The sequence below is a fragment of the Dokdonia sp. LLG6352-1 genome, from assembly GCF_045055815.1.
Taxonomy (GTDB): Bacteria; Bacteroidota; Bacteroidia; order Flavobacteriales; family Flavobacteriaceae; genus Dokdonia; species Dokdonia donghaensis.
Genome location: NZ_CP159329.1, coordinates 1,460,686 through 1,484,027 on the forward strand (window position 1 = coordinate 1,460,686; position 23,342 = coordinate 1,484,027).

The following is a 23,342-nucleotide window of genomic DNA, read 5'->3' on the forward strand; positions in this document are numbered from 1 at the left end:
TATAAAAATGTTTAGTTGCGTTTTGAGATTTCATCTCGCACTTTTGCAGCAGTCTCATAGTCTTCACTATTTACGGCTTGCTCTAATTTGTTGTGTAGTTCTTGAAGTGACATTTTTTTATAATCATCACCGCTTGATGTAGGCTCTTCTTCCAGAATGATTTCATCCATTAGGACTTCATCCTCTTCTGTAAACTCCTCTGGGTTTGTGTTCCCTTTGAGAAAGATACCTGCTTTATCAAGTATGTTTTTATAAGTAAATATAGGTGCTTGAAAACGTAGGGCTAGTGATATAGCATCACTGGTGCGTGCATCTATAATTTCTTCTATTTTGTCTCTCTCACAAATTATACTAGAGTAAAAAACACCATCTACAAGTTTGTGTATTATTACTTGTTTAATGACGATATCAAAACGATCTGCAAAGTTTTTAAATAAGTCGTGTGTGAGAGGTCTGGGTGGTTTTATTTCCTTTTCTAATGCAATTGCAATAGACTGTGCCTCAAAAGCTCCTATTACTATAGGTAACTTACGTTCTCCGTCCTGTTCAGTAAGAATAAGGGCATACGCGCCATTTTGAGTCTGGCTGTAGGAGATTCCTTTAATATTTAAACGCACTAAGCTCATAAGTTGCAAAAATAGGAAAAAGGGTTTATAAGTTAAGAAGTTTATACGATTTGCCGTATTGTTATCTTAATTACAAGGTAATGTGCAGTCTGTTAGGTAGATAAGGGTAAATAAAAATGAGCTTAAATAGAATTTAAGCTCATTTTATATAACTAATAATATATTTCTAGCTGTTAGAAGCTTTAAAGGCTTTAAGCTTCTCGTTGAGTTGAGGTACAATTTCAAAAGCATCACCTACGATACCATAATCTGCTGCTTTAAAGAAAGGAGCTTCTGGATCTGTGTTGATTACTACTTTTACTTTTGAAGAGTTAATACCCGCAAGGTGCTGTATAGCTCCAGAGATACCTATCGCGATGTATAGGTTAGAAGCAACAGGCTTACCAGTTTGCCCTACGTGCTCACCGTGAGGTCTCCACCCTAGATCAGATACTGGCTTAGAACAAGCAGTTGCTGCTCCAAGTATGTCTGCCATTTCTTCTATCATTCCCCAGTTTTCTGGTCCTTTCATACCACGACCTGCAGAGACTACAATCTCAGCATCTGCGATAGAAACCTTGTCTGTAGCTTTATCTACAGAGGCAACCTCTACACCAAATGTTCCTAGATCTGCACTAAAATCTTCTGTTGCAGCAGCGGCGCTGTTTTCTTTAAGACCATATGCGTTCTTACCAAGACCTACAATTTTTACATCTGTAGAGATCTCTGTAATGTTAAATGCTTTGTTGGTAAAAGCAGTACGCTTTACTTTAAATGGAGCTGCGCTTTCTGGAAGTGCAACTACATTTGATGCATATCCTGCCTCAAGCTCTACCGCTAGTAAAGGAGCAAGATACTTTGCATTTGCGCTCTGGCTTAATACAACTACTGTTGCACCTTCTGCCTTTGCTGCAGCAGCAATACCCTTTGCATAAGCAGCTGCATTAAATGCGTCTAGCTTACTGTCTTTAAGGTTTAAAACTTTATCTACACCATAGGTTCCTAGTGGCGCTGTGTCACCCCCATTTACTGCAATAGCAGTAACAGAAGTTCCCATCATATCTGCAACACCCTTTGCATAAGATGCTACCTCAAGTGAAGCTTTTTTAAATTCTCCGTTTTCTGATTCTGTGTATACTAAAACTGACATATTATCGTACTTTTTAGATAGCTTTCGCTTCGTTATGTAATAAATCGATGAGCTCGTCTACAGTGTCTACAAGTTTTACGGCTCCTTTTGGTGCTGGCTTTTCAAAGGCAACAGCTGCTGTTTCGGTTGCTGCGCCAGTAGGTTCTACCACACTTAATGGTTTTTTACGAGCCATCATAATACCTCTCATATTAGGTATACGTAGGTCGCTCTCTTCTACTAGTCCTTTTTGACCTCCTATTACAAGAGGTAAAGTTGTAGTAACTGTTTCTTTACCACCATCTATTTCTCTAGTTGCAGTAGCGTTTGTGCCATCTACTTCTAGTGAGATACACGTATTTACAAAGTTTGCTCCAGTAAGACCTGCAAGCATACCTGGTACCATACCACCATTATAATCTATAGACTCACGGCCTGCAATTACAAGGTCGTATCCTCCGTCTTGAACTACTTTTGCAAGTTCTTTGGCAACTTGAAAACCATCTTTTGCTTCTGTATTAACACGTATAGCTGTGTCTGCACCTATTGCAAGTGCTTTACGAAGTGTAGGTTCTGTTTCTGGTCCTCCTACGTTTACTACGTCTACAGAAGCTCCTTGTTTTTCTTTAAACCACATTGCTCTGGTTAATCCAAACTCATCATTTGGGTTGATCACAAACTGAACACCATTAGTATCAAACTTGGTGTCTCCTTCAGTAAAGTTAATTTTTGAAGTCGTATCAGGTACGTGACTTATGCACACTAATATTTTCATAGAATTTGTTTTTTATAAAGATAAAGGTACGCTTTCGCGAAAGCGTAAACTCGTACTATTTCGTTATCGTTACAAAAATAAGGTAAAAAACTATATTTTACTATGCGCGCATAGTAAAATTTTGCAAAATTCTCATTTTTTGAGGTTTCTGAATTGCTTATTTTTGTGAGTACGTAAAAAACGATTATTAATTAGGTGATTAAGGCAATGCTTTGAGAATCCTTTGCAAATTAACCCACTAGTGGGTAACTTATATGAGAACAATCCAGTTTAGAGAAGCCGTTTGTGAGGCTATGAGTGAAGAAATGCGTCGTGACGCATCTGTTTATTTAATGGGAGAAGAAGTAGCCGAATATAATGGTGCTTACAAAGCTTCAAAAGGAATGCTAGACGAGTTTGGTGCAGATAGAGTTATAGATACTCCTATTGCAGAGCTTGGTTTTGGAGGTATAGGTGTAGGTAGTACTATGACGGGTTGTCGTCCTATTGTGGAGTATATGACCTTTAACTTCTCACTTGTAGGTATTGATCAAATTATAAACAATGCAGCAAAAATAAGACAGATGTCTGGTGGGCAATTTTCTTGCCCTATCGTTTTTAGAGGACCTACGGCATCTGCAGGTCAACTAGGAGCAACGCACTCTCAAGCTTTTGAAAACTGGTTTGCAAATACACCTGGTCTTAAAGTAATTGTACCATCTAACCCTTATGATGCAAAAGGACTACTTAAAGCAGCGATACGTGATAACGATCCTGTAATCTTTATGGAGTCTGAGCAAATGTATGGTGATAAAGGCGAGGTGCCAGATGGAGAGTATGTATTACCTATAGGTGTTGCAGATATTAAGAGAGAGGGAACAGATGTAACTATCGTTTCTTTTGGAAAAATTATAAAAGAGGCTTACAAAGCAGCAGACCAACTGGCAGAAGATGGTATTTCTTGCGAGATTATCGATTTACGTACGGTACGCCCTCTAGATAAGCAAGCTATCTTTGACTCAGTAAAGAAAACTAATAGACTTGTGATACTTGAAGAGGCTTGGCCTTTTGGAAACGTATCTACAGAGATAAGTCACCAGGTACAAGAGCACTGTTTTGATTACCTAGATGCACCTATACAAAGAATAAACACGGCAGATACACCTGCCCCTTACTCACCAGTACTACTTAAGGAGTGGTTGCCTAACAGCGATGACGTTGTAAAGGCAGTTAAGAAGGTGATGTACAGATAAGCTTTCGCGAAAGCGTACTATATTTGACCCCTTTCTACCCAAGAGAGGGGTTTTTTAATTAATGTGTATAAAATAACATCTCATACAGAATAATACATATTCTAAACGTTATAGGGTAATCATTGTAACCCTACTGAATGATATGTAACAACGCACAAATAGAATTAATAGATGAAACATAATTTACTTTTCTTCCTTATCGCGCTTTTTACGGTGGCTATATCTTATGGTCAGACTAAAGTGAGTGGAGAAGTTTTTGACACGCAGGGAAATGCATTACCATTTGTAAATGTCGTTTTTATGGGTTCAAATGAGGGAACTATTACAAACGAGAATGGTCGCTTTTACCTCGAGTCTGATGCTACGTGGGAGCAAGTGCGATTTTCCTTTATAGGGTTTTCAAACCTTATTGTAGACTTAGAGCAAAAGGTGAACTACGAGATGAAAATCACACTAGAAGAAGAGGCTGGTGCGCTAGATGAGGTTGTAATCTTTACGGGTAAAACAGATAAAAAGAACAACCCTGCTGTAGATATACTGCGCAAGATATGGGCAAATAAAAGAGAGAATGGACTCAAGCAGTTTAAGCAATACCAGTATGATAAGTATGAAAAGCTAGAGTTTGACCTTAACACCATAGACAGTGCACTTATAAATAGTCGTTTATTTAAAGGGATGGAATTTATATTTGATCAGACAGATACTTCAAATGTGACAGGTAAAACCTATCTACCCATTTTTGTAAACGAAGCCGTGTCAAAAGTTTATGGAGATAACGAGATTAACAAAGTAAAAGAAGAGCTGCTAGGTAATAAAAACAGCGGTTTTAGCGAGAATCAAACAGTGATAGGCTTTGTAAAAGATCTGTACAGTGATTATGATATCTACCAGAACTACTTGCAGTTTTTTGATAAGAGTTTTACGAGTCCGCTGTCGCGCACAGGAATCCAAACCTATAATTATGTACTCTCAGATAGTGCCTACATAGATAATAAATGGTGTTATAATATCATTTATTATCCACGTCGTAAAAACGAACTCACCTTTAAAGGAGACTTCTGGGTAAACGACTCAACCTGGGCAATTAAAGAGATTAATATGCAGCTTTCAAAAAGTGCAAACATAAACTGGGTCAAAGAAATCTATATGGAGCAAGAGTTTGATATCGTAAACGATACTACGTTCTTACTCTCGCGTGATTACTTCTTGTCAGACTTTGCTTTTAATAAAAAAGAGCAATCTAGAGGAATGTACGGTAAGCGTACGACCCTGTATGATAACTATGAGTTTGATAAAAAGCTAGACAAAGATTACTACGATAAAGAAGTTTATAACTACGATAAGGATATCTATAATCGTGACGATGAGTTTTGGGAAGAGAATAGAAAAGAAGAACTCAGTAAAGATGAGCTAGGCGTTTATAAAATGCTAGACACCCTTAAAACGGTTAAGAAATTTAGAAATCTCTATAATGCAGGCTCTGTGCTAGCCTCTGGTTATTATGAAATCCCAAGTCTCAATTTTGATTACGGCCCTATATTTTCAACCTTTGGGTTTAACGAGGTAGAAGGTTTGCGTGTACGTACAGGTGGTAGAACTTATTTTTCTCAAAACGACCCTTGGCGTCTTGAAGGTTTTCTAGCTTATGGTTTTAAAGACAAAAAAGGAAAATTTGGTATTTCTGGTAAATGGCTTTTAGATAAAAAGAGTAGACTTATAATCTCTGGCGGTTACCGTCAAGATGTAGAGCAAATAGGAGCGAGCCTTACCACTTCAAGAGATGTGCTAGGTAGAAATCTTGCCTCATCATCTCTAGTAAACACAGCGACTAATGATAAGCTTACTTCTATAAAACTGGCAAATGTAGCAGCAGAGATAGAGGTGGTGCGTAACCTGCAGGTACGTGCAGATTTTTCACTGCGCACGCTCGAGTCTGCCTCAGAGACCTTTAGTCTAGACTACTTTACAGATGCCACACAAACCACCACCACGGGTGAGCTTAAACAAGTAGAGGTGGTACTTACTACTATCTGGGAGCCAGGTAAAAAGACATCAGGTTTTGGCGTAGAGCGACGCGTTACAAACGAGTGGTTCCCTAGCTTTTATGCGAGTTACACACGTGGGCTAGAGGGTACGCTAGACAGTGATTTTGGGTATGATAAGTTTCAATTTTCTGCTCGTAAGGCAATACGTGTAGGAGGTCTAGGTACACTTACCGCTTCTACAGAGGTAGGTAAAACTTTTGATGAGGTGCCACTGGCATTATTAAGTCCAGTACCAGGTAACCAGTCACTGTTCTCAATATTTAACACCTTTAGCCAGCTCAATTTTTATGAGTTTACTACAGATGAGTATGCATCACTACAGCTAGAACATAACTTTGGAGGAAGAATCTTTAACCGTATTCCTTTCTTAAAGGGGTTAAATCTCAGAGAGATTATAGGCGTGCGTGGTATTATAGGTAATATATCACAGGCTAATATTGATCTTAACAGACCCGCCTTTGAGAGTCTTCTCTTTGCAGAGGGAGATCCAGTAACCGCCATCACACCATCTATGATTGCCCCATCTATGGAACCGTATTATGAGTACAGCATCGGGGTAGGTAATATCTTTAAGGTGTTTCGTATAGATGTTAACTTTAGAGGAAATTACAACTTCTTGCCAGATGCTCGTAAGATAGGGGTGACAGGTAGTTTTGGATTTTATTTTTAATTTGTTTTTTACGCTTTCGCGAAAGTAGTATTCCCGTCAGAGATGTTTATTTAAGTAAATCACATTAATGAGATAATAGAACAACAAACAGATTATCTTGTTGTGAAAACATTCAAGGTGGTACTTTAATTAGTATCACCTTTCTTTTTTAAACCGCTGTACGAGTAGGTGCCTAACCTAATCTTAACACGTATTCCTTTGGTGATAACGCTTTTACAGCGTATTTTTGCACCCCGAAAGATATTTTTTGGCAAGCTGCTGTTTATAATTAATTGAATTTCAGCTATTTAAAATTTAGCTTTCGCGAAAGCGCAATACTAACTACACAAATTAATGCTCTTATATTAAGAGATTTTTTAATAGGAGGGAGCATAATTTGTTTTTTATAATGATATGACAGCAGAAAAAGTAAAAACATTTGACGTTTTAATCGAAATCCCAAAAGGGAGTCGTAACAAATATGAGTATGATTTTGAACTAAAGAAAATACGTTACGATCGTATGATCTTTTCTTCTATGATGTACCCTGCAGATTACGGTTTTATACCAGAAACTCTTGCACTAGATGGAGATCCTCTTGATGTACTTGTTCTTGTAACAGAGCCTACTTTTCCTGGATGTGTGATTGAGGTGAAGCCTATAGGAGTTTTCCATATGGCAGATGAAAAAGGACCAGATGAAAAAGTAATTTGTGTGCCAGTAACAGATCCAAGTGCAAACAAGCTTGAAGACTTATCTGACTGTAACCCACACCTTATAAAAGAGATTGAGCACTTTTTCCAAGTGTACAAAGATCTTGAAGAGAAAAAAGTAGACGTAGGTGGATGGGGAGACGTACACGAAGCTAGAGAAATTGTGGCAAAGTGTTACCAGAGATTCCAAGAGTCTGATGTACCACGTAGCGAGGTGAGTATATACTAAGACTCACAGTATAAACGAATTAGCCTAAAAGCCGTAACGCAATGCGTTACGGCTTTTTTTGTTTGTTATTGTTTTATGTATTCTATTGATTGTTAAGTATTTGTGATTTGGGTTGATTTTGCTACATTAGTAACATCTAAAATTTTAAGAATTTTATTAATAAATTCTCACTAAAACCAAACAAAATTTATGGAATCAATGATGATTTACGTGCCGATTGTATTGGCCCTTCTTGGGCTTGTCTATATGATCATAAAGCAATCTTGGGTTATGAAACAAGATGCTGGTGATGGTAAGATGAAAGAAATATCTGATCACATTTATGAGGGAGCGCTCGCTTTTTTAAATGCCGAGTATAAGCTGCTTACCATATTTGTAATTATCGTAAGTGTATTACTTGCTATTGTGTCTTATGTAGTGCCTACCACGCACTGGCTTATTGTTATTGCATTTATATGCGGTGCTGTATTTTCTGCCTTTGCAGGAAACATAGGAATGAAAATCGCTACTAAGACGAATGTGCGTACCACTCAGGCGGCGCGCACTAGCTTGCCTAATGCGCTTAAAATCTCTTTTGGCGGAGGTACGGTGATGGGGCTTGGAGTTGCTGGTCTTGCAGTACTTGGTCTTACAGCATTCTTTATCTTTTTCTTCCATTTCTTTATGGGTGGTGAGTGGACAAATACGATGGATATGACCATTGTGCTAGAAACTCTAGCAGGATTCTCTCTAGGTGCAGAGTCTATTGCACTTTTTGCTCGTGTAGGGGGTGGTATTTATACCAAAGCTGCAGATGTGGGAGCAGACCTTGTAGGTAAGGTAGAAGCTGGTATACCAGAAGATGATCCTCGCAACCCTGCAACTATTGCAGATAATGTGGGAGATAATGTAGGAGACGTAGCAGGGATGGGTGCAGATTTATTTGGCTCATATGTAGCAACCGTGCTAGCAGCAATGGTACTAGGTAATTATGTGATAAAAGATATGGGGGGTAGCATTTCAGACGCCTTTGGAGGTATTGGTCCTATATTGTTGCCTATGGCTATAGCAGGTGTGGGTATTATTATATCTATTATAGGTACAATGCTTGTTAAAATTAAGAGTAACGACGCAAAGGAGTCTCAGGTTATGGGTGCTCTTAATATAGGTAACTGGACTTCTATAATACTTGTAGCAGTAGCTTGTTTTGCACTATGTAAATGGATGCTTCCAGAAACGATGCAAATGGAATTCTTTGGAGAAGGAGTGCAAGAAATCTCATCTATGCGCGTTTTTTATGCGACCATAGTGGGGCTAGTTGTGGGGGCTGTGATTTCTTCTGTGACAGAATATTATACTGGACTTGGTAAAACGCCTATTCTCAAAATTGTACAACAATCAAGTACAGGGGCAGGGACTAACATTATTGCAGGTCTCGCTACGGGTATGATCTCTACATTTCCATCGGTACTATTATTTGCCGGTGCGATCTGGGCGTCATATGCATTTGCAGGTTTTTATGGGGTGGCTCTAGCAGCCTCTGCAATGATGGCTACTACAGCGATGCAACTTGCGATAGATGCCTTTGGACCTATTTCAGATAATGCAGGTGGTATAGCAGAGATGAGTGAGCAGGAGCCTATCGTGCGTGAGCGCACAGATATTCTAGATTCTGTAGGTAATACTACGGCGGCTACAGGAAAAGGATTTGCAATTGCCTCTGCAGCGCTTACATCGCTCGCATTATTTGCGGCTTATGTAACCTTTACAGGAATAGACGGTATTAATATTTTTAAAGCACCTGTACTGGCAATGCTCTTTGTAGGAGGAATGGTTCCAGTGGTATTTTCTGCACTTGCGATGAATGCCGTAGGAAAAGCAGCTATGGAAATGGTACAAGAGGTACGTCGCCAGTTTAAAGACATACCGGGTATAATGGAGGGAACTGGGAAACCAGAGTATGATAAATGTGTGGCTATATCTACACAAGCTTCGCTTAAAGAAATGTTGCTGCCAGGTATTTTAACCATTGGTTTCCCGCTGGTGATTGCTTTCTTGCCGCTTGCCTTTGGGATGAATCGTCTTGCTATTGCAGAGATGCTAGGAGGGTATATGGCTGGCGTTACGGTAAGTGGCGTGTTGTGGGCAATCTTTCAGAACAATGCTGGAGGTGCCTGGGATAATGCAAAAAAATCTTTTGAGGCAGGAGTAGAGATTAACGGTGAGATGACTTACAAGGGATCTGATGCTCATAAAGCTGCTGTTACTGGTGATACGGTAGGAGATCCTTTTAAAGATACATCTGGGCCATCTATGAATATACTTATAAAACTTACCTGTCTTATCGGTCTTGTGATTGCACCTATACTAGGCGGTCATATAGATGATGGTCTGGCTATTACTACAGAAGATGGGACTGTGGTCGCAATTACTCAAGATGGACGTATTAAAGAAACACGCGAGGTGCAAAAAGAAGTTCGCTTTGCTATGGCAGAGCGTGATGGGCAGTTTGTAGGAACAGTAACTATTACGACAGATGATAATGGTGAGATGAGTACTGAGGTAAAAGAGTTTACAGGTACAGAAGCTGAGGTAAAAAAGCAAATGGACGCCTTTGAAGCATCACTTCGCAATAAATAGTTTATATACTAGCTATTACGTATAACGAGGTGAGTCTTATAGGCTCACCTTTTTTTATGACATTCACATACCTTAACAAAGGTTTACAATGGTGTTATGAGAGCTGCAGCTGTTTATGCGGTAATTTTATGTAAAAATTAAAATTATGTTGTTACCAAAAACACAAGTTCCCTCACTGGAGCTTCCATTAATAAATGATACTAACTGGAAACTGAGCGATCAAAATGCAGAAAACTTTACACTCTTAGTTTTTTATAGAGGACTGCATTGTCCTGTATGTAAAAAACAACTTGAAGAGCTTTCTCAAAAGCTAGATAAGTTTGTAGATCGCGGGATTAATGTCGTGGCCATAAGTGCAGATACAGAGAAGAGAGCAAAAATAGCAGGTGAAGATTGGGATATAGAAGGACTACCAGTAGCATATAATCTATCACTAGAGAAAGCAAGAGAGTACGGATTGTTTATTTCTGAAGCGGTTTCAGATAAGGAGCCAGACTTCTTTACAGAGCCTGGTCTCTTCTTGATAAAACCTGATGGCACACTATTTTTCTCAAGTGTGCAGTCTATGCCTTTTGCAAGACCACACTTTGACGACATTTTAGGAGGGATAGATTTTATTATGAAAAAAGATTACCCAGCTAGAGGAGAGGTAAAAGGAATTCCTCAAAATGCGTAAGATATAGATACATATCTCTACTAAAAAAGTGCATTACTATAGTTGTGCACTTTTTTTATGAAGCTATTATTTTTACGCTTTCAGTTTACTGAAGTTTATACTGAGCTTGCCGAAGTGCGAAAGCGTAATACTAACCAATACATCGTACAATGTTCTTTTCTAAAAAACAAGATCCTATACAAATAGACGGGTACCAGTCCTATGGGACTAAAAATCACTTATACCTCATAGGGCGCGCTTTAGAGCACGAAGGAGTAGATCTAAAGAAAAAGGGTGTGCTTGCTGCTTTTAAAAATGCCTATAAACAGTTTGCTACAGATGAGTTGCGTCACACAAAACTCAAAGTGACTTTGCCAGATGGAGCTGTCTTTTATACCACCACAGATGCCGAAGGATATTTTAAAATAGATGAGCAGGTACACGGCTTAGATAAGATGACTAATAGTGAGGGCTGGCTCCAGCTTATAGTGAGCTTTGATGATGTAAAAAAGGATGTGGTTCTTATGGGAGAAAATAAGTTTGCTATAGAGATGCTTATCCCTTCAGAAAATGCGTCTTATGGAGTCATAAGTGATATAGATGATACGATATTACAAACGGGAGTAGCGTCGCTTCTTAAGTGGAGAGTGATAGTAAATACACTTTTTAAAGATGTAGGGAGGCGTACATCGCTAGAGGGAGCTCCTTCTTTATATCAAAAGCTACATAGAGGAACTTCTGGAGCAGATGCAAATCCAATGTTTTATGTGAGTAACAGCCCTTGGAATTTATATAACTACCTAGAATCTTTTGTGAGGAATCAAAATTTCCCGAAAGGGCCTATATTATTAAGAGATTTTAGAGGGCCTTTTGAGAAAACTCCAAAACCAGAAAAGCCACACAAGCAGCACGAGATTAGAAATATATTAAATACCTATCCAGACTTAAAGTTTGTGCTTATAGGTGATAGTGGAGAGCACGATGTAGATATTTATCTAGAAGTAGCAAAGGAGTATCCAGAGCAAATACTGGCGGTGTATCTGCGCAGTGTAAAGCATAAGAAAAAGGTAATGCGTGTAAAAAGTGTACTTGCACAGTATGAGACCACGCCGGCAGTACTAGTAGAAAAGAGTTCCTTTGCAGAGGAGCACGCGAGATCTATAGGTCTTATAGTATAAAGCATAAAAAAACGGCTACTTAATTAAAGTAGCCGTTTTTGTTTATGTAATTAAATTGTGTTTTGACTATTGTCTTGCAAAACGTAATTCACTAGTAAATGTAGATGTCCCATCTGCCTCAACATCTGTGCTTTCAAATAATAGTCTAAGCTGGCTATCGTTAAATAAAGTAACATCTCCAGTCTCACCATCTATAGTAATTGTCTGGTTTGTGTCATTTACAGAGTAATTACCTGTATCTGAGTTTGTGATAATCTCAGTTTCTTCTACAGGGTCGTTATTTTCTAGTTGAGTTGTTCTAGTAACACGGTATTGGAAGTTTACAGTATAAGTTCCGTTTGCCTCAAAAACAATATTTGAAGATCCAAATGTATCACCTACCTCACTTATAGTTGTAGTAGCTGTACCACCTGTAACTTCTTCTTGTATTACCTCTTCACTCTCGTAAAAGTTTAAGTTGTAAGTTCCGGCAAGTAGTGCAGGTGTAAGTGTTGGTCCTGCTAGCTCAGAAGAATCGTCGTCATTGCTACAAGATATAGTCATCACAGAAATTGCCATAACTAAAAATAGAGTAATCTTTTTCATAATATAGTTTAAGTTTAAAAACGCGCAAATCTAGTTTATAAAAACAGAACTAGAAAGAATTTTCTTATAGAATATGTATTTGCGATTAATTATAAATAGCTGTTGTTGAGCTGTGTATGTAATACTAAACCTTAGTAAACGTTAATTCTTGACTATAGGTGTTTTCGTAGTATTCGGTTTCTTCATTTTGCTCAAAATAAATTGTAAGTTCACCATTATTGAGTAGGGTTGCTTCATATTCTCGACCATTAAATAAAACTTTCTGATCTCCAGTAATCGTATAATCTCCCGCAGAAGCATCTGAATAATCTACGTTATCTGTTATGTAGGTAAAGCCGTTCAAAGCATACTTTTCGGTAATTACGTAGTTATAATTAAATGAATAATCGCCAGATTCTGTAAAGGTGATATTTGAATTCCCAAGAGTAAGGTGTTCTCCTATAATTGATTCAGTATATGTACCATCTTCTGTCTCCAATAATGTTATATCTAGGGAATTATAAGCTGTTAACTCATAAGTGCCGCTTAATGAGGCTGTGGTAATAGCAACTTCTTGTAATGATGAGTTGTCGTCATCACTACTACAAGATAAAGAAGTTACAAGGATTGCTAGAACTACTAGTTTGGTAATAAATTTCATAATGTTTGATTTTTGATTGAAGTTCAAAAATTATCAAACACCCTGCCAAACTTAGATATTATTAAACTTTATGTTAAAAAAGCCCGTTTAACTCAGCATCTATTCTATTTATGATATCTCCTAGATCTTCTGGATTATCTACAAAGTCAAGATTATCTACATCTATAATAAGAAGTTTTCCTTTGTCATAACCGTGTATCCACGCCTCGTATCGTTCATTAAGACGGCTTAGGTAATCTATAGATATAGAGTTTTCATAGTCTCTGCCACGCTTATGTATTTGAGATACAAGGTTTGGGATGGAGCTACGCAGGTAAATCATAAGGTCTGGAGCATCTACTACACTCTCCATAAGGTCAAAAAGCGACTTGTAGTTGTTGTAATCTCTATTAGTAAGTAATCCCATCGCGTGCAGGTTAGGCGCAAATATGAATGCATCTTCATAGATAGTACGGTCTTGTATAATAGATTTTTTACTATCGCGTATCTCTAGTAATTGTCTAAAACGGCTATTTAAAAAGTAAATCTGCAGGTTAAAAGACCAGCGCTCCATCTCGTTATAAAAATCATCTAGGTAAGGGTTATCTACCACGTCTTCAAACTGTGGAGTCCACTTAAAATGTTTTGCGAGAAGTTTAGTCAGTGTCGTTTTACCGGCACCAATATTACCTGCGATGGCGATGTGCATAGTTAAGGTTGTTTAGCTAGTTTGAGACGGAAAGCAGCGAGCTTTTTATCACTGTAAATATAGAGACTTTCCCCTTTTAAAGAAAGCTGTTTTATAGATAAATCTAATGTTTCTATAACTCCTACAGCAGCAGTATCATTAGGTTTGTAATAGAGCTTCTTATCTGCATAAAGTATAAAAGCACCTTTGTCTTGTGACATAAGCTGGCTTTCAGGACTTTCTATCTTCTCTATAAAACTTCCATAATTATTGTAGTAAAAAACACCATCTGTAGTACTCACCCAGGCAAAGTTGAAGTTGCTCATAAGCGCTGTGGCATTATGTGCCATAGGGGGAAACTGGGTAAGAATCTTTTGAGTATTCCAGTCAAAAATTTCTAACTGTTGTAAATCTGTATTAAAAATCCAGAAGCGCCTATCACTTGCCGTACGCACGTGGCTTACGTTTCTAAAGTTTTCTATCGTAGAGAAGTTTACACGTGTGATCTCGTTAAGTGTGTTATCAAGAATGACAGCTGTGTTTGAGCCTTCATAAAACAAGGTAATTCTAAGCGGGTTGAGCACATCTACAGAAGTTAAAGAACCCAGTTGCAAGGCCGAAAATTGATACTCATTTTGCACATCACTCTTATATAATATATCACCTTTAATGTGGTAAAGGGCATTAAAAGCATCTACAGCGATAAAGGTGTCTGTGTCTAGTGTGACCTCATTGATCTTCTCTAGGGAGTAGCTCTGGCTTGTAGCTGTGATAGAAGCAAGAAATAATAGTATGTAAATCAGTTTGTGCATTAGTAAGCAAAGTACAAAAATCTAGCCGTTATAGTTAATACCTTTGTAATGTGAGAAAAGAGATTAAAAATAGAGAAGACGTATATAAACTGGTGACCACTTTTTATGGTCGCATACGTAGTGATGTTTATCTGGGACCTATTTTTAATAAACACATTACAGACTGGCCACATCACTTTGAGCATCTCACAGATTTTTGGGAAGGTAACCTGTTTCAAAAGCGCATTTTTACAGGAAGACCTTTACAGGCTCACAAGCGTGTAGATAGAGATGAGGGTTACACTATAAATGAGCAACACTTTGGCGTGTGGCTCAATCACTGGGTGCAAACGGTAGATGAATTATATGAAGGAGACCTTGCAGAGATGGCAAAGTTTAGAGCTCGTAAGATTGGAACTTTCTTTTTAGTAAATATGTTTCAGGCTAAGCCTAAAATGGAGTAGTTTTACGCTTTCGCGAAAGCGTAACACAGCAACTAATACTTTGCGTTAAATATACATCTAGCACAGCAATTTATAACCATAGCCACGCACATTTACAATCTCAACTTGAGGGTCGTCTTTGAGTTTCTTGCGAAGTTTTGTGATAAAGACATCCATACTTCTGGCATTAAAAAAGTCATCATTGCCCCATAGTTTTTTTAAAATCAGGCTACGGTCCAGCACTTGATTCTTATTTTTTACCAGATTAAAAAGAAGATGGGCTTCTCTATGTGTGAGACGGGTGACGTCATTATTGTAATGCAATTCTTGCCTCGGAAAGTCGAAGCTGTAGTCACCCACTTTAAGCACCTCTGACTTTTTTTGTTGTGCAGAGCGATTCAATAAGTTTTTAATACGCACGATGAGTTCTTCCATACTAAAGGGTTTCTTTAGGTAGTCATTACCACCTATGCTAAACCCCTCTACAACATCTGCTGGTTGAGACTTTGCTGTGAGAAATATAATGGGGATTTCATCATTTATAGCTCTTACTTCTTTGGCTAGAGTAAAACCATCCATCTTAGGCATCATTACATCAAGTACGAGTATGTCTGGAGTGTCTTGTTTAAATTTTTTAAAAGCAATCTCACCATCTGGACATAGTGTGACGGTAAAGTCCCTAGTCTCAAGACTCTCTTTTACAATCTGGCCTAGCGCAGGCTCATCTTCGGCGAGTAGTAGATTTATTTTAGACATATGGCAGTGTGATTTTAAAAGTGGTGGGTTGGGTTTGTACCGTGATATTACCACTGTGTTTTTCTATAATGGTCTTTGTATAGTAGAGACCTATACCAAAACCTTTTACATCGTGCTTATTTCCCTTAGGCACTCTGTAGAACTTGTCAAAAATGTGTTGAGCTTGTTGTTTTGTAAGCTTGTTGCCACCGTCTGCGATGGTGATTTGTATATTTTCTTTTGTGCTGTTAAGGTCTATTTTTATGGTATCTTCACCATATTTTATGGCGTTATCTATAATATTATCTAGCGCGTTTTCTAGGTGAAAAACATCTATAGAGGCACTTATATTTCTGTCTTGAGGGGTAAAGGTTAGTGCCTTGCCATTTGTTGTTTCTTGATGTGATTGTGTGATGTGCTCAAGTAGCTCAGTGATGTTAGTCTCTTGTTTATTAAGTTCTAAAGCTTCGCTGTCTAGAGTGGCGGTCTCAAGTAGCTTCTCAACCATCGTGTTGAGTTTTGATACTTGCTGTGATGACATCTCAAGATATTTTTTTGTTTTCTCTTTACTGTCTGCCTCATTAAAGTGTTGTATACTCTCTATAGCTACACCTATGGTGGCTATGGGGGTTTTAAACTCGTGGGTGATGTTGCTTATAAAGTCATTTTTAATCTCGGCAAGTTGTTTTTGCTCTTGTATGATTTTAAGGAGGTAGAGTAGGCTGGCTATTACAGCACCTACAAGTAGTAGGGAGAGGAGCATCCCTAGTAAATTACGTCGTAAAACGATACTGGCTACATTTTTAAAACCTACGGCTAGACTACTCTTCTTAGGGAGCAAATTTGAGGTAGAGACGATAGCAAGATCGTGATTATTGAGTGTTTGTATGGTATCACTTTCTGCTGCGTTGTAAGCAATAGTATATTGTGTGTTGTTGAGGTTTTTTCGCGTAAGCTCTAGGTTAATGAGGCTATCTAGTGTAGGCACGTTTATTTTATCATCTTTAAATGACAAAACTATACTCGTTGTAAGGTCTGTAAGTGCTTCAAGTCTATCTGGTAATGCTGTTTGTGAAGAGTCTGTTACCTGTTGTGAGGTAAGTAGGTTGTTTTTTATTCTTTTTGAAAGTACTTCTACTGCTTTCTCACTTTCGCCAAATACTTTAAAAGTAGTATGAGCGCTCGATGTAGGTGAGTTGCGTTTAAATTCCTGAGCATATGTGGTATCTACCTTAACCACACGACTTGCAAAAATGCTGTCTAGTTCTGTTGGGCTTGCACCTTCCACTATAATGTTATCATCATTATTAGTCTCTTCTATTTTAATACTATTTATAGTAAGACCACTGTCTACACGCTTACCTAGATTCTGCATTTTATCTGACTTAAAAAATAAATCTAGATTTTGATCGTCTCCCAGAAATCCTATAGTGTTAGAAGCCGTGATATCTTCATAATAAGCGCTTACAGCATTATCAATACTGGTTTGCATATCACGTTTGAGCTGTGCTTTTCCCACCTCATAATTTTTATAATTCCAGTAAATCTGCACTGCGAGTGTGCATATTATGACGGCGCTTATAAAATACAATATGGTTTTATAATGTCTTTCTTGCATAATTCAAATGTAGTGGGTTAACTAGCTGTTACCAAATCGCTTAACACTCGTTAACGGTTGTTAACTCAAATACCCATAGATGTTCTCCATATTTGTACTGTTCAATACAACAAACATTTTAAAATCAATCTATTATGAAAACAATTATCACAATCATTCTATCCTTACTAGTGAGTGTTTCTTTTGCTCAACAAAAAGAGTTGAAGCTCGAAGTGTCTCAAGAATTTAAAGAAGAACTAAAAGAGGCGCTCACAGTTCTTTCTGAAAAGCTTGAAGATGTAGAGCGCAATGAGTTCTTTTCAAAGTCAGATATAGTAAAATTACAGACTAAGATGGAAGAGGTGAGTCAGAAAATAAGTTACACTCTCGAAAAAGAAGATGTTACTATAGATAGTCTGAACGCTAAGGTCACAAAAAAAATAAAATTTACCATAAATCTAGATGAAGATGATCAAACCCCACTCGCCGGGCTTACTAAGAAGGACTTAAGTGACATTGAGAGAAAACTTTCAGAAGCGGCACGTATATTTGAAAAAAGCCCATCCTTTTTAGAACTAAAATCTAGGCTTGAAAAGCTAGAGCAACAAAATAATAAGAACAACAAATAACATAAAGACTATGAAATCTATATCCAAAAATTTACTAGTGCTTGTAATGGTTTGCGCTTTCGCGAAAGCGTACTCACAACAAGTGTCTGGAGTGGCAACATACCAAACGCAGCGTCATATAGAAATGAAGATGGACAGTACATCTGGTATTACTAGTGATATACAGAAGACCTTACAAGAGCAGCTACGCAAGCAGTTTCAAAAAGAATACACACTCACCTTTGATGGTAAAAAGTCTTTGTGGAAAGAAAATGCAAGGTTAGACAAGCCACAAGCGCCTTCAAGTAACGGGATACAAATTCAAGTATCTACTAGTAATGATGAGCTGTTTAATAATATAGAAGAGCAGAGCTTTACAAATAAGACCAACCTAATGGGAAAAGACTTCCTTATAGAAGACAGCTTAAAAAAGCCTGAGTGGAAACTTGAGAAAGAGATAAAAAATATAGGGCAATACACCTGTTTTAAAGCGACACTTACAGAAGAGAAGGAGACTATTAATATGGTTAATGGAGAAGAAACTGCCCCAACAAAAGAAACAAAGGTCACAACTGCCTGGTACACGCTAGACATACCTGTACAGCAAGGGCCAGATCGTTTCTGGGGATTGCCAGGATTGATACTCGAAGTAAATGACGGTAAGATGGCTATGATGTGTACAAAGGTAGTGCTCAATCCTAGTGAAAAACTTAACATAACAGCACCTACTAAAGGTAAAAAAGTAAGTGCAGAGGAGTATGAAGAAATTTCTACTGCAAAAGCTAAAGAGATGATGGAGCGTTACCAGACTAAAGGTAAGAAAGGAGGTAATCACATCAGTATTGAGATACAGGGATAAATAATTTTTAACCCGTATTAAACTATTAGCTAGCTTTATAGTCTAAAATTTCAAACACAGATGTTATGAGTAAAGCTACTTTTTCTTTTTTAATGATTTGCACATTTCTTTTTTCGGCAGTGGTTACTGCGCAGGAGATTACTGGGGTGGCTACTTACCAGAGCAAACGCACGGTAGATATGTCTAATTTTGGACGTCGTGGACAGCAAATGAGCGAAGCTCAGAAAAAGCAAATGATGGAGCGTATGAAGCGCTTCTTAGAAAAAGAATATACACTAAGCTTTACAAAAGATGAGTCTTTTTATAAGGAAGAGGCAAAGTTAGAAACCCCAGGACAAGGTGGAGGAGGCCGTGGTTTTGGCGGTGGTTTTACACAAGGAGGTATTTATTCTAACCGTGCAAGTAATGACTATGCACGTGAGAATGATATGATGGGTAAAACTTTTCTTGTAAAAGACACCTTAAATAATCTTAACTGGGAGCTTGTAAAAGAAAGTAAGATGATAGGGCAGTATCCCGTTTTTAAGGCAGTAGCGACGCGCAGCCTTGAGACTAACCTGTGGTCTAGAATGGGAAGAAGAGCAAGAGAGTTGCAAGAAAAAAATGACTCTATTAAAAAGGCTGGAGGAACTGTTGCCGAAGAGGTGCCTAAGACTGAAGAAATCGTAGCCTGGTATACACCTATGATTCCTGCAAGTCACGGCCCAGACGAGTTTGGCGGGTTACCAGGTTTGATACTAGAGTTAAGCACAAGTAATACCACTATTTTATGCACAAAGGTGGTGTTAAACCCAAAAGAGCCTGTAAACATTGAGGCTCCTGTAAAAGGTAAGGAAGTAAGCCGCGAGGAGTACACAAAAATTCTTGAAGAAAAAGGAAAAGAAATGGCAGAGCGTTTTGGTAGAGGAGGAAGACGTGGTCAAGGCGGCGGCAGATTTTAGAAAGGATATCATCGCTTTCAGTTTGCTGTAGTCTATACAAAGCCTGCCGAAGTACGAAAGCGTAGGACTAACATTCATAATTATTTTATACACGACGACCCTTAATTGCTGGACGTTGCGGTGTAAAAAAACAACCAATCCAAAGATGAAAAATACCCAACTTCTTTTGGCAGTGCTGCTTGCATTGCCCAGCATTATTTTTGCCCAAAGTATGACACTTAAAGGTGTGGTTAAAGACAGCATAGGGAACCCACTTGAGTTAGCAAATATTATTGCTACAAACAAGGCTGAAGGTACCTTAGAGTCTTACGGTATTACAGATCAATCTGGTAGATATAAGCTGGATCTTGCTACGGGTGTTACCTACGATCTTAAAGTAAGTTACTTGGGATTACAGTCTATACTGGAAGAGTTTACACCAGCCCAAGATGCAGATGAGGTAGTTAAAGATTTTGTACTTAAAGAGGACCCAAATCAGCTTGATAATGTAGAGCTTGTCTATGAAATGCCGGTTACTATAAAAGGCGATACCATTGTTTATAATACAGACAGTTTTACAAATGGTACAGAACGCAAGCTAGGCGATGTACTTAAAAAGTTACCGGGTGTTGAGGTAAATGATGATGGTGAGATTGAGGTAGAAGGACAGGTTGTGAGCAAAGTGATGATAGAAGGGAAGGAGTTTTTTGACGGAGACTCCAAGTTAGCAACAAAAAATATACCTGCAGATGCACTCAAAAAAGTAGAAGTACTTAAAAATTATAATGAAGTAGACCAGATGCGAGGCCTGGGTAATGATCAAGATAATGTTGCTATAAACTTAAGACTTAAAGAAGGAAAGACTAATTTTTGGTTTGGTGATGTGACTGCCGGTCTAGGTGATGGTGAGAAGACGCGCTATCTGGGTAAGGCAAAACTGTTTTATTACAGTCCTAAGGGGAGTATTAATGTTATATCTAACTTTAATAATACGGGAGATGTACCTTTTACTTTTCGTGATTATTTCAACTTTACAGGTGGTTTTAGAGGGTTTAATAGACGAGGTGGTACTGGATTTAATGTAAGCGATAGCGGTTTAGGCTTTTTAACTACTCAAAATAATAGAGCAAATGAGATTGAGTCTAATTTTGTAGCGGCAAACTTTACCTATGCAGCCTCACCTAAGTGGGACCTTAGTGGCTTTGCGCTACTAAGCGATAATAAAACCAACTTTGTAAATAACTCTCTCAACACATTTATCAATCAAGGATTTACTCAAGGATTTGATGAAGTGACAGACCAGCGCAACCAGCTGGGTATGGCAAAATTAAGCTCAAAGTTTAAACCTAATGCGAGCCTGCAGGTAGATTATGATGTACTGCTTAAAAAGTCAAAACAAACAGAATTTTCTGATGGCGCAAGTATTATTACGCAAGATGGAGAGATCACAACAGACATTGTAGACCAGAATAAGGAGAATGAACCATTTTCTATAAATCAAAATGCAAATGTTTATTATACGCTAGATGAGAATAACATATTCTCTGGTACCTTCCAGCATTTATATCAAGATGAAAATCCATTTTATAGTGCGTTATTATCTCAAGAGCCATTTACGTCTCCTAACCCAGATGATCCAGATAATCCTTTTGAGGCCATAGATTTTACAGCAGGAGCAGACGGGCTTTTTGATATTAATCAAAATAAAAGCGTCATCTCAAACAAGCTTGACGCAAAGATAGATTACTACTATGTTCTTAATAATAAAAGTAATCTCAACTTTACACTAGGAACCACTTTAAGCCGTCAAGACTTTAATTCTAACTTATTTGAAATTTTAGAAAATGGTAGTAGTCAAGATCTCAACGAGACAGAAGATGGTACACCTATAGGTAATGATGTGCGCTTTAATTTTAGCGATGTGTTTTTAGGTCTTCATTATAAAATAAAGACAGGCATATTTACAATTACACCAGGGCTTACACTACATAATTACACTACTAAGAGCACACAGCTAGCTAGCACAACAGAAAACAGTGAGTGGATGGTGCTGCCAGACTTATATACTGTAGTTGAGTTTTCTCAAGGTAAAAGCCTACGTTTTAATTACCAGATGACTGCCCAGTATACAGACGTAAATAATTTTGTCGAAGGCTTGTTGTTTAATAACTACAACAGCCTCTTTAGAGGTAATCGAGATATAGAAAATGCCATCTATCACGACGTGAGTTTAAATTACTTTAGTTTTAGTATGTTCAACTTTACGAGTCTTTTTGGAGGTGTTAACTATAGCCGTCGTGTAGATCCTATTAAGACAGCCGGTGATTTTATAGGTATAAACAGAATATCAAGACCTGTAAATAACACAAATTTTGCAGACCAGACGTTAAGTGCAAATGCGCGTTTCTCAAAACGCTTTAAAAAGTGGAAATTTAATGCAAGCGCAAGAGGTAGCTACAGTGATCTCAACAACATTGTAAATACGGAAGATCGTAATACAAAAAACTTAACCCAGAACTATACAACGAGTGCAGAGACTAATTTTAAAGAAGGTCCCAATTTTGAAATAGGTTATAACTTTACAAGCACAAACTCAGATAACGGGGTGACAGATAGAACCTTTTTTACAAATAGACCATTTGCAAATGCAGAGTGGAGTTTTGGAAAAGGATTTACAATAGCTGTAGACTGGAGCTTGTATAACTATGACGATAATGACGATAGTACTGAGATAGAAAATAGATATTCTTTCTTAGAGGCAAATCTCTACTATAAAAAACCAGAAAGTAAGTGGGAGTTTAGAATACAAGCCACAAACTTGCTAGATGTAGATGTGATAAGTACAAATAGTGTAAATGATTTTACCATCTCAAATACAGAGTATTTTGTGCAGCCTCGTATTGTAATGTTCACAGTACAGTATAGTTTGTAGTATAACTACAAGAAACACTTTTTAAAAGCGACTTCATTCTTTATGAGGTCGCTTTTACTTTATTTAATTACTTTAGAAAAATGATACAAGAAACTTATGATAAAGCTCGCGTAGTAAACTTCTCAGATGCTGTATTTTCTATTGTAATGACACTTCTCATTCTCGAGGTGGGTGTTCCTAGTATTGCTACACTTAACAAGTTGTCTTTTGGAGCCGTTCTTGCTAACAGGATACCAGATTTCATAGGTCTAGTGGTGAGTTTTTTAGTGAGTGCATTATATTGGATAGGTCACATTAAGTTAATGAAATTTGTAAGTGTTGTAACAGGTAAGCTATTGTGGATTAATATATTTTTCTTGCTCACCATCGTCTTACTTCCATTCTCAACAGCGATGTATGTAAATGGGTTTGATTACCCAGGTCCTTTTATGTTTTACTGTATCAATCTTGCGGTTATAGGTGCTTTTAACTTAATTATGACGCGCTATGTGTATTACTCAGAAAACAAGAAAACAGGTTTTACCAGAGTACTGTATCGCTGGTATCGTGCAAGGGCTATAAATGTTTTAATAATTTGGGTTCTTGCCGCGCTCTGTACACTGGTGTTCCCAATGTTTGCTCGAATGATTTTTGTCTTTCTTTTTGTTGTTCAATTTCTGATTGATCGTCGTTTTAAGAAGAAAATGACACTTGCCGAGTAGTGTTAAAAATGTGGTAAGTATAAGGTTTACGCTTT

Annotated in this window: 21 protein-coding genes; 12 read left to right on the forward strand and 9 right to left on the reverse strand. The window is 37.8% G+C overall.

The features are described 5' to 3' along the window. Positions 1-11: 11 nt before the first annotated feature. The 3 genes from ABVM49_RS06490 to ABVM49_RS06500 form a co-directional block, all read right to left on the reverse strand. Positions 12-626: a bifunctional nuclease domain-containing protein gene (locus tag ABVM49_RS06490; RefSeq protein WP_375253575.1), complete on the reverse strand. Its 615-nt coding sequence runs from the start codon at positions 624-626 to the stop codon at positions 12-14. A gap of 166 nt (positions 627-792) precedes the next feature. Beyond that, a complete protein-coding gene (locus ABVM49_RS06495) occupies positions 793-1,755 on the reverse strand; it encodes an electron transfer flavoprotein subunit alpha/FixB family protein (protein WP_021778035.1) in 963 nt (320 codons plus the stop codon). Positions 1,756-1,768: 13 nt separating this feature from the next. Next, a complete protein-coding gene (locus tag ABVM49_RS06500) occupies positions 1,769-2,509 on the reverse strand; it encodes an electron transfer flavoprotein subunit beta/FixA family protein (RefSeq protein ID WP_035325702.1) in 741 nt (246 codons plus the stop codon). A gap of 254 nt (positions 2,510-2,763) precedes the next feature. Between ABVM49_RS06500 and ABVM49_RS06505 the strand changes: the two genes are divergently transcribed. From ABVM49_RS06505 to ABVM49_RS06530, 6 genes are all read left to right on the forward strand, one after another. After that, a complete protein-coding gene (locus ABVM49_RS06505) occupies positions 2,764-3,741 on the forward strand; it encodes a pyruvate dehydrogenase complex E1 component subunit beta (RefSeq protein WP_021778037.1) in 978 nt (325 codons plus the stop codon). A 171-nt stretch (positions 3,742-3,912) separates the two neighbouring features. Next, positions 3,913-6,456 carry a DUF5686 family protein gene (locus tag ABVM49_RS06510; protein WP_405203530.1) on the forward strand — a complete coding sequence of 848 codons (2,544 nt, stop codon included), beginning with the start codon at positions 3,913-3,915 and terminating at the stop codon, positions 6,454-6,456. Positions 6,457-6,849: 393 nt separating this feature from the next. After that, positions 6,850-7,377 carry an inorganic diphosphatase gene (locus ABVM49_RS06515; protein ID WP_021778039.1) on the forward strand — a complete coding sequence of 176 codons (528 nt, stop codon included), beginning with the start codon at positions 6,850-6,852 and terminating at the stop codon, positions 7,375-7,377. Positions 7,378-7,566: 189 nt separating this feature from the next. Further along, complete coding sequence (locus ABVM49_RS06520) at positions 7,567-9,996, forward strand: sodium-translocating pyrophosphatase (protein WP_405203531.1); 2,430 nt, start codon at positions 7,567-7,569, stop codon at positions 9,994-9,996. Between the two features lie 145 nt (positions 9,997-10,141). Continuing rightward, a complete protein-coding gene (locus ABVM49_RS06525) occupies positions 10,142-10,672 on the forward strand; it encodes a peroxiredoxin-like family protein (protein ID WP_021778041.1) in 531 nt (176 codons plus the stop codon). Positions 10,673-10,821: 149 nt separating this feature from the next. Next, positions 10,822-11,829, forward strand: coding sequence for an App1 family protein (locus ABVM49_RS06530; RefSeq protein ID WP_405203532.1), 1,008 nt, complete (start codon positions 10,822-10,824; stop codon positions 11,827-11,829). 66 nt (positions 11,830-11,895) lie between these two features. On the opposite strand, the gene ABVM49_RS06535 is transcribed toward ABVM49_RS06530, so the two are convergent. From ABVM49_RS06535 to ABVM49_RS06550, 4 genes are all read right to left on the reverse strand, one after another. Further along, on the reverse strand, positions 11,896-12,414 hold the full coding sequence (locus ABVM49_RS06535; RefSeq protein WP_405203533.1) for a hypothetical protein: 519 nt from the start codon (positions 12,412-12,414) through the stop codon (positions 11,896-11,898). A gap of 124 nt (positions 12,415-12,538) precedes the next feature. Continuing rightward, on the reverse strand, positions 12,539-13,054 hold the full coding sequence (locus ABVM49_RS06540) for a hypothetical protein (protein ID WP_405203534.1): 516 nt from the start codon (positions 13,052-13,054) through the stop codon (positions 12,539-12,541). A gap of 73 nt (positions 13,055-13,127) precedes the next feature. Further along, positions 13,128-13,742 (reverse strand): deoxynucleoside kinase, encoded by a 615-nt coding sequence (locus ABVM49_RS06545; RefSeq protein WP_375252867.1) that lies wholly within the window; start codon positions 13,740-13,742, stop codon positions 13,128-13,130. Between the two features lie 2 nt (positions 13,743-13,744). Next, positions 13,745-14,533 carry a hypothetical protein gene (locus tag ABVM49_RS06550; protein WP_405203535.1) on the reverse strand — a complete coding sequence of 263 codons (789 nt, stop codon included), beginning with the start codon at positions 14,531-14,533 and terminating at the stop codon, positions 13,745-13,747. 50 nt (positions 14,534-14,583) lie between these two features. On the opposite strand from ABVM49_RS06550, the gene ABVM49_RS06555 reads away from it, so the two are divergent. Next, positions 14,584-14,976: a group III truncated hemoglobin gene (locus ABVM49_RS06555; protein WP_021778046.1), complete on the forward strand. Its 393-nt coding sequence runs from the start codon at positions 14,584-14,586 to the stop codon at positions 14,974-14,976. Between the two features lie 57 nt (positions 14,977-15,033). Here the strand turns inward: ABVM49_RS06555 and ABVM49_RS06560 are convergent, their stop codons facing one another. Further along, entirely contained in the window at positions 15,034-15,711 is a 678-nt protein-coding gene (locus ABVM49_RS06560) for a response regulator transcription factor (RefSeq protein WP_405203536.1), read from the reverse strand. Then, complete coding sequence (locus tag ABVM49_RS06565; RefSeq protein ID WP_405203537.1) at positions 15,704-17,308, reverse strand: sensor histidine kinase; 1,605 nt, start codon at positions 17,306-17,308, stop codon at positions 15,704-15,706. The genes ABVM49_RS06560 and ABVM49_RS06565 overlap by 8 nt, the downstream gene beginning before the upstream one ends. Before the next feature lie 134 nt (positions 17,309-17,442). Between ABVM49_RS06565 and ABVM49_RS06570 the strand changes: the two genes are divergently transcribed. From ABVM49_RS06570 to ABVM49_RS06590, 5 genes are all read left to right on the forward strand, one after another. Next, on the forward strand, positions 17,443-17,916 hold the full coding sequence (locus ABVM49_RS06570; protein ID WP_405203538.1) for a hypothetical protein: 474 nt from the start codon (positions 17,443-17,445) through the stop codon (positions 17,914-17,916). 10 nt (positions 17,917-17,926) lie between these two features. Further along, positions 17,927-18,754: a GLPGLI family protein gene (locus tag ABVM49_RS06575; RefSeq protein WP_405203539.1), complete on the forward strand. Its 828-nt coding sequence runs from the start codon at positions 17,927-17,929 to the stop codon at positions 18,752-18,754. Between the two features lie 65 nt (positions 18,755-18,819). Then, on the forward strand, positions 18,820-19,695 hold the full coding sequence (locus ABVM49_RS06580; protein ID WP_405203540.1) for a GLPGLI family protein: 876 nt from the start codon (positions 18,820-18,822) through the stop codon (positions 19,693-19,695). 145 nt (positions 19,696-19,840) lie between these two features. After that, positions 19,841-22,606 (forward strand): carboxypeptidase regulatory-like domain-containing protein, encoded by a 2,766-nt coding sequence (locus ABVM49_RS06585; RefSeq protein ID WP_405203541.1) that lies wholly within the window; start codon positions 19,841-19,843, stop codon positions 22,604-22,606. A gap of 80 nt (positions 22,607-22,686) precedes the next feature. Next, positions 22,687-23,307, forward strand: coding sequence for a TMEM175 family protein (locus ABVM49_RS06590; RefSeq protein ID WP_405203542.1), 621 nt, complete (start codon positions 22,687-22,689; stop codon positions 23,305-23,307). Positions 23,308-23,342 lie beyond the last annotated feature (35 nt).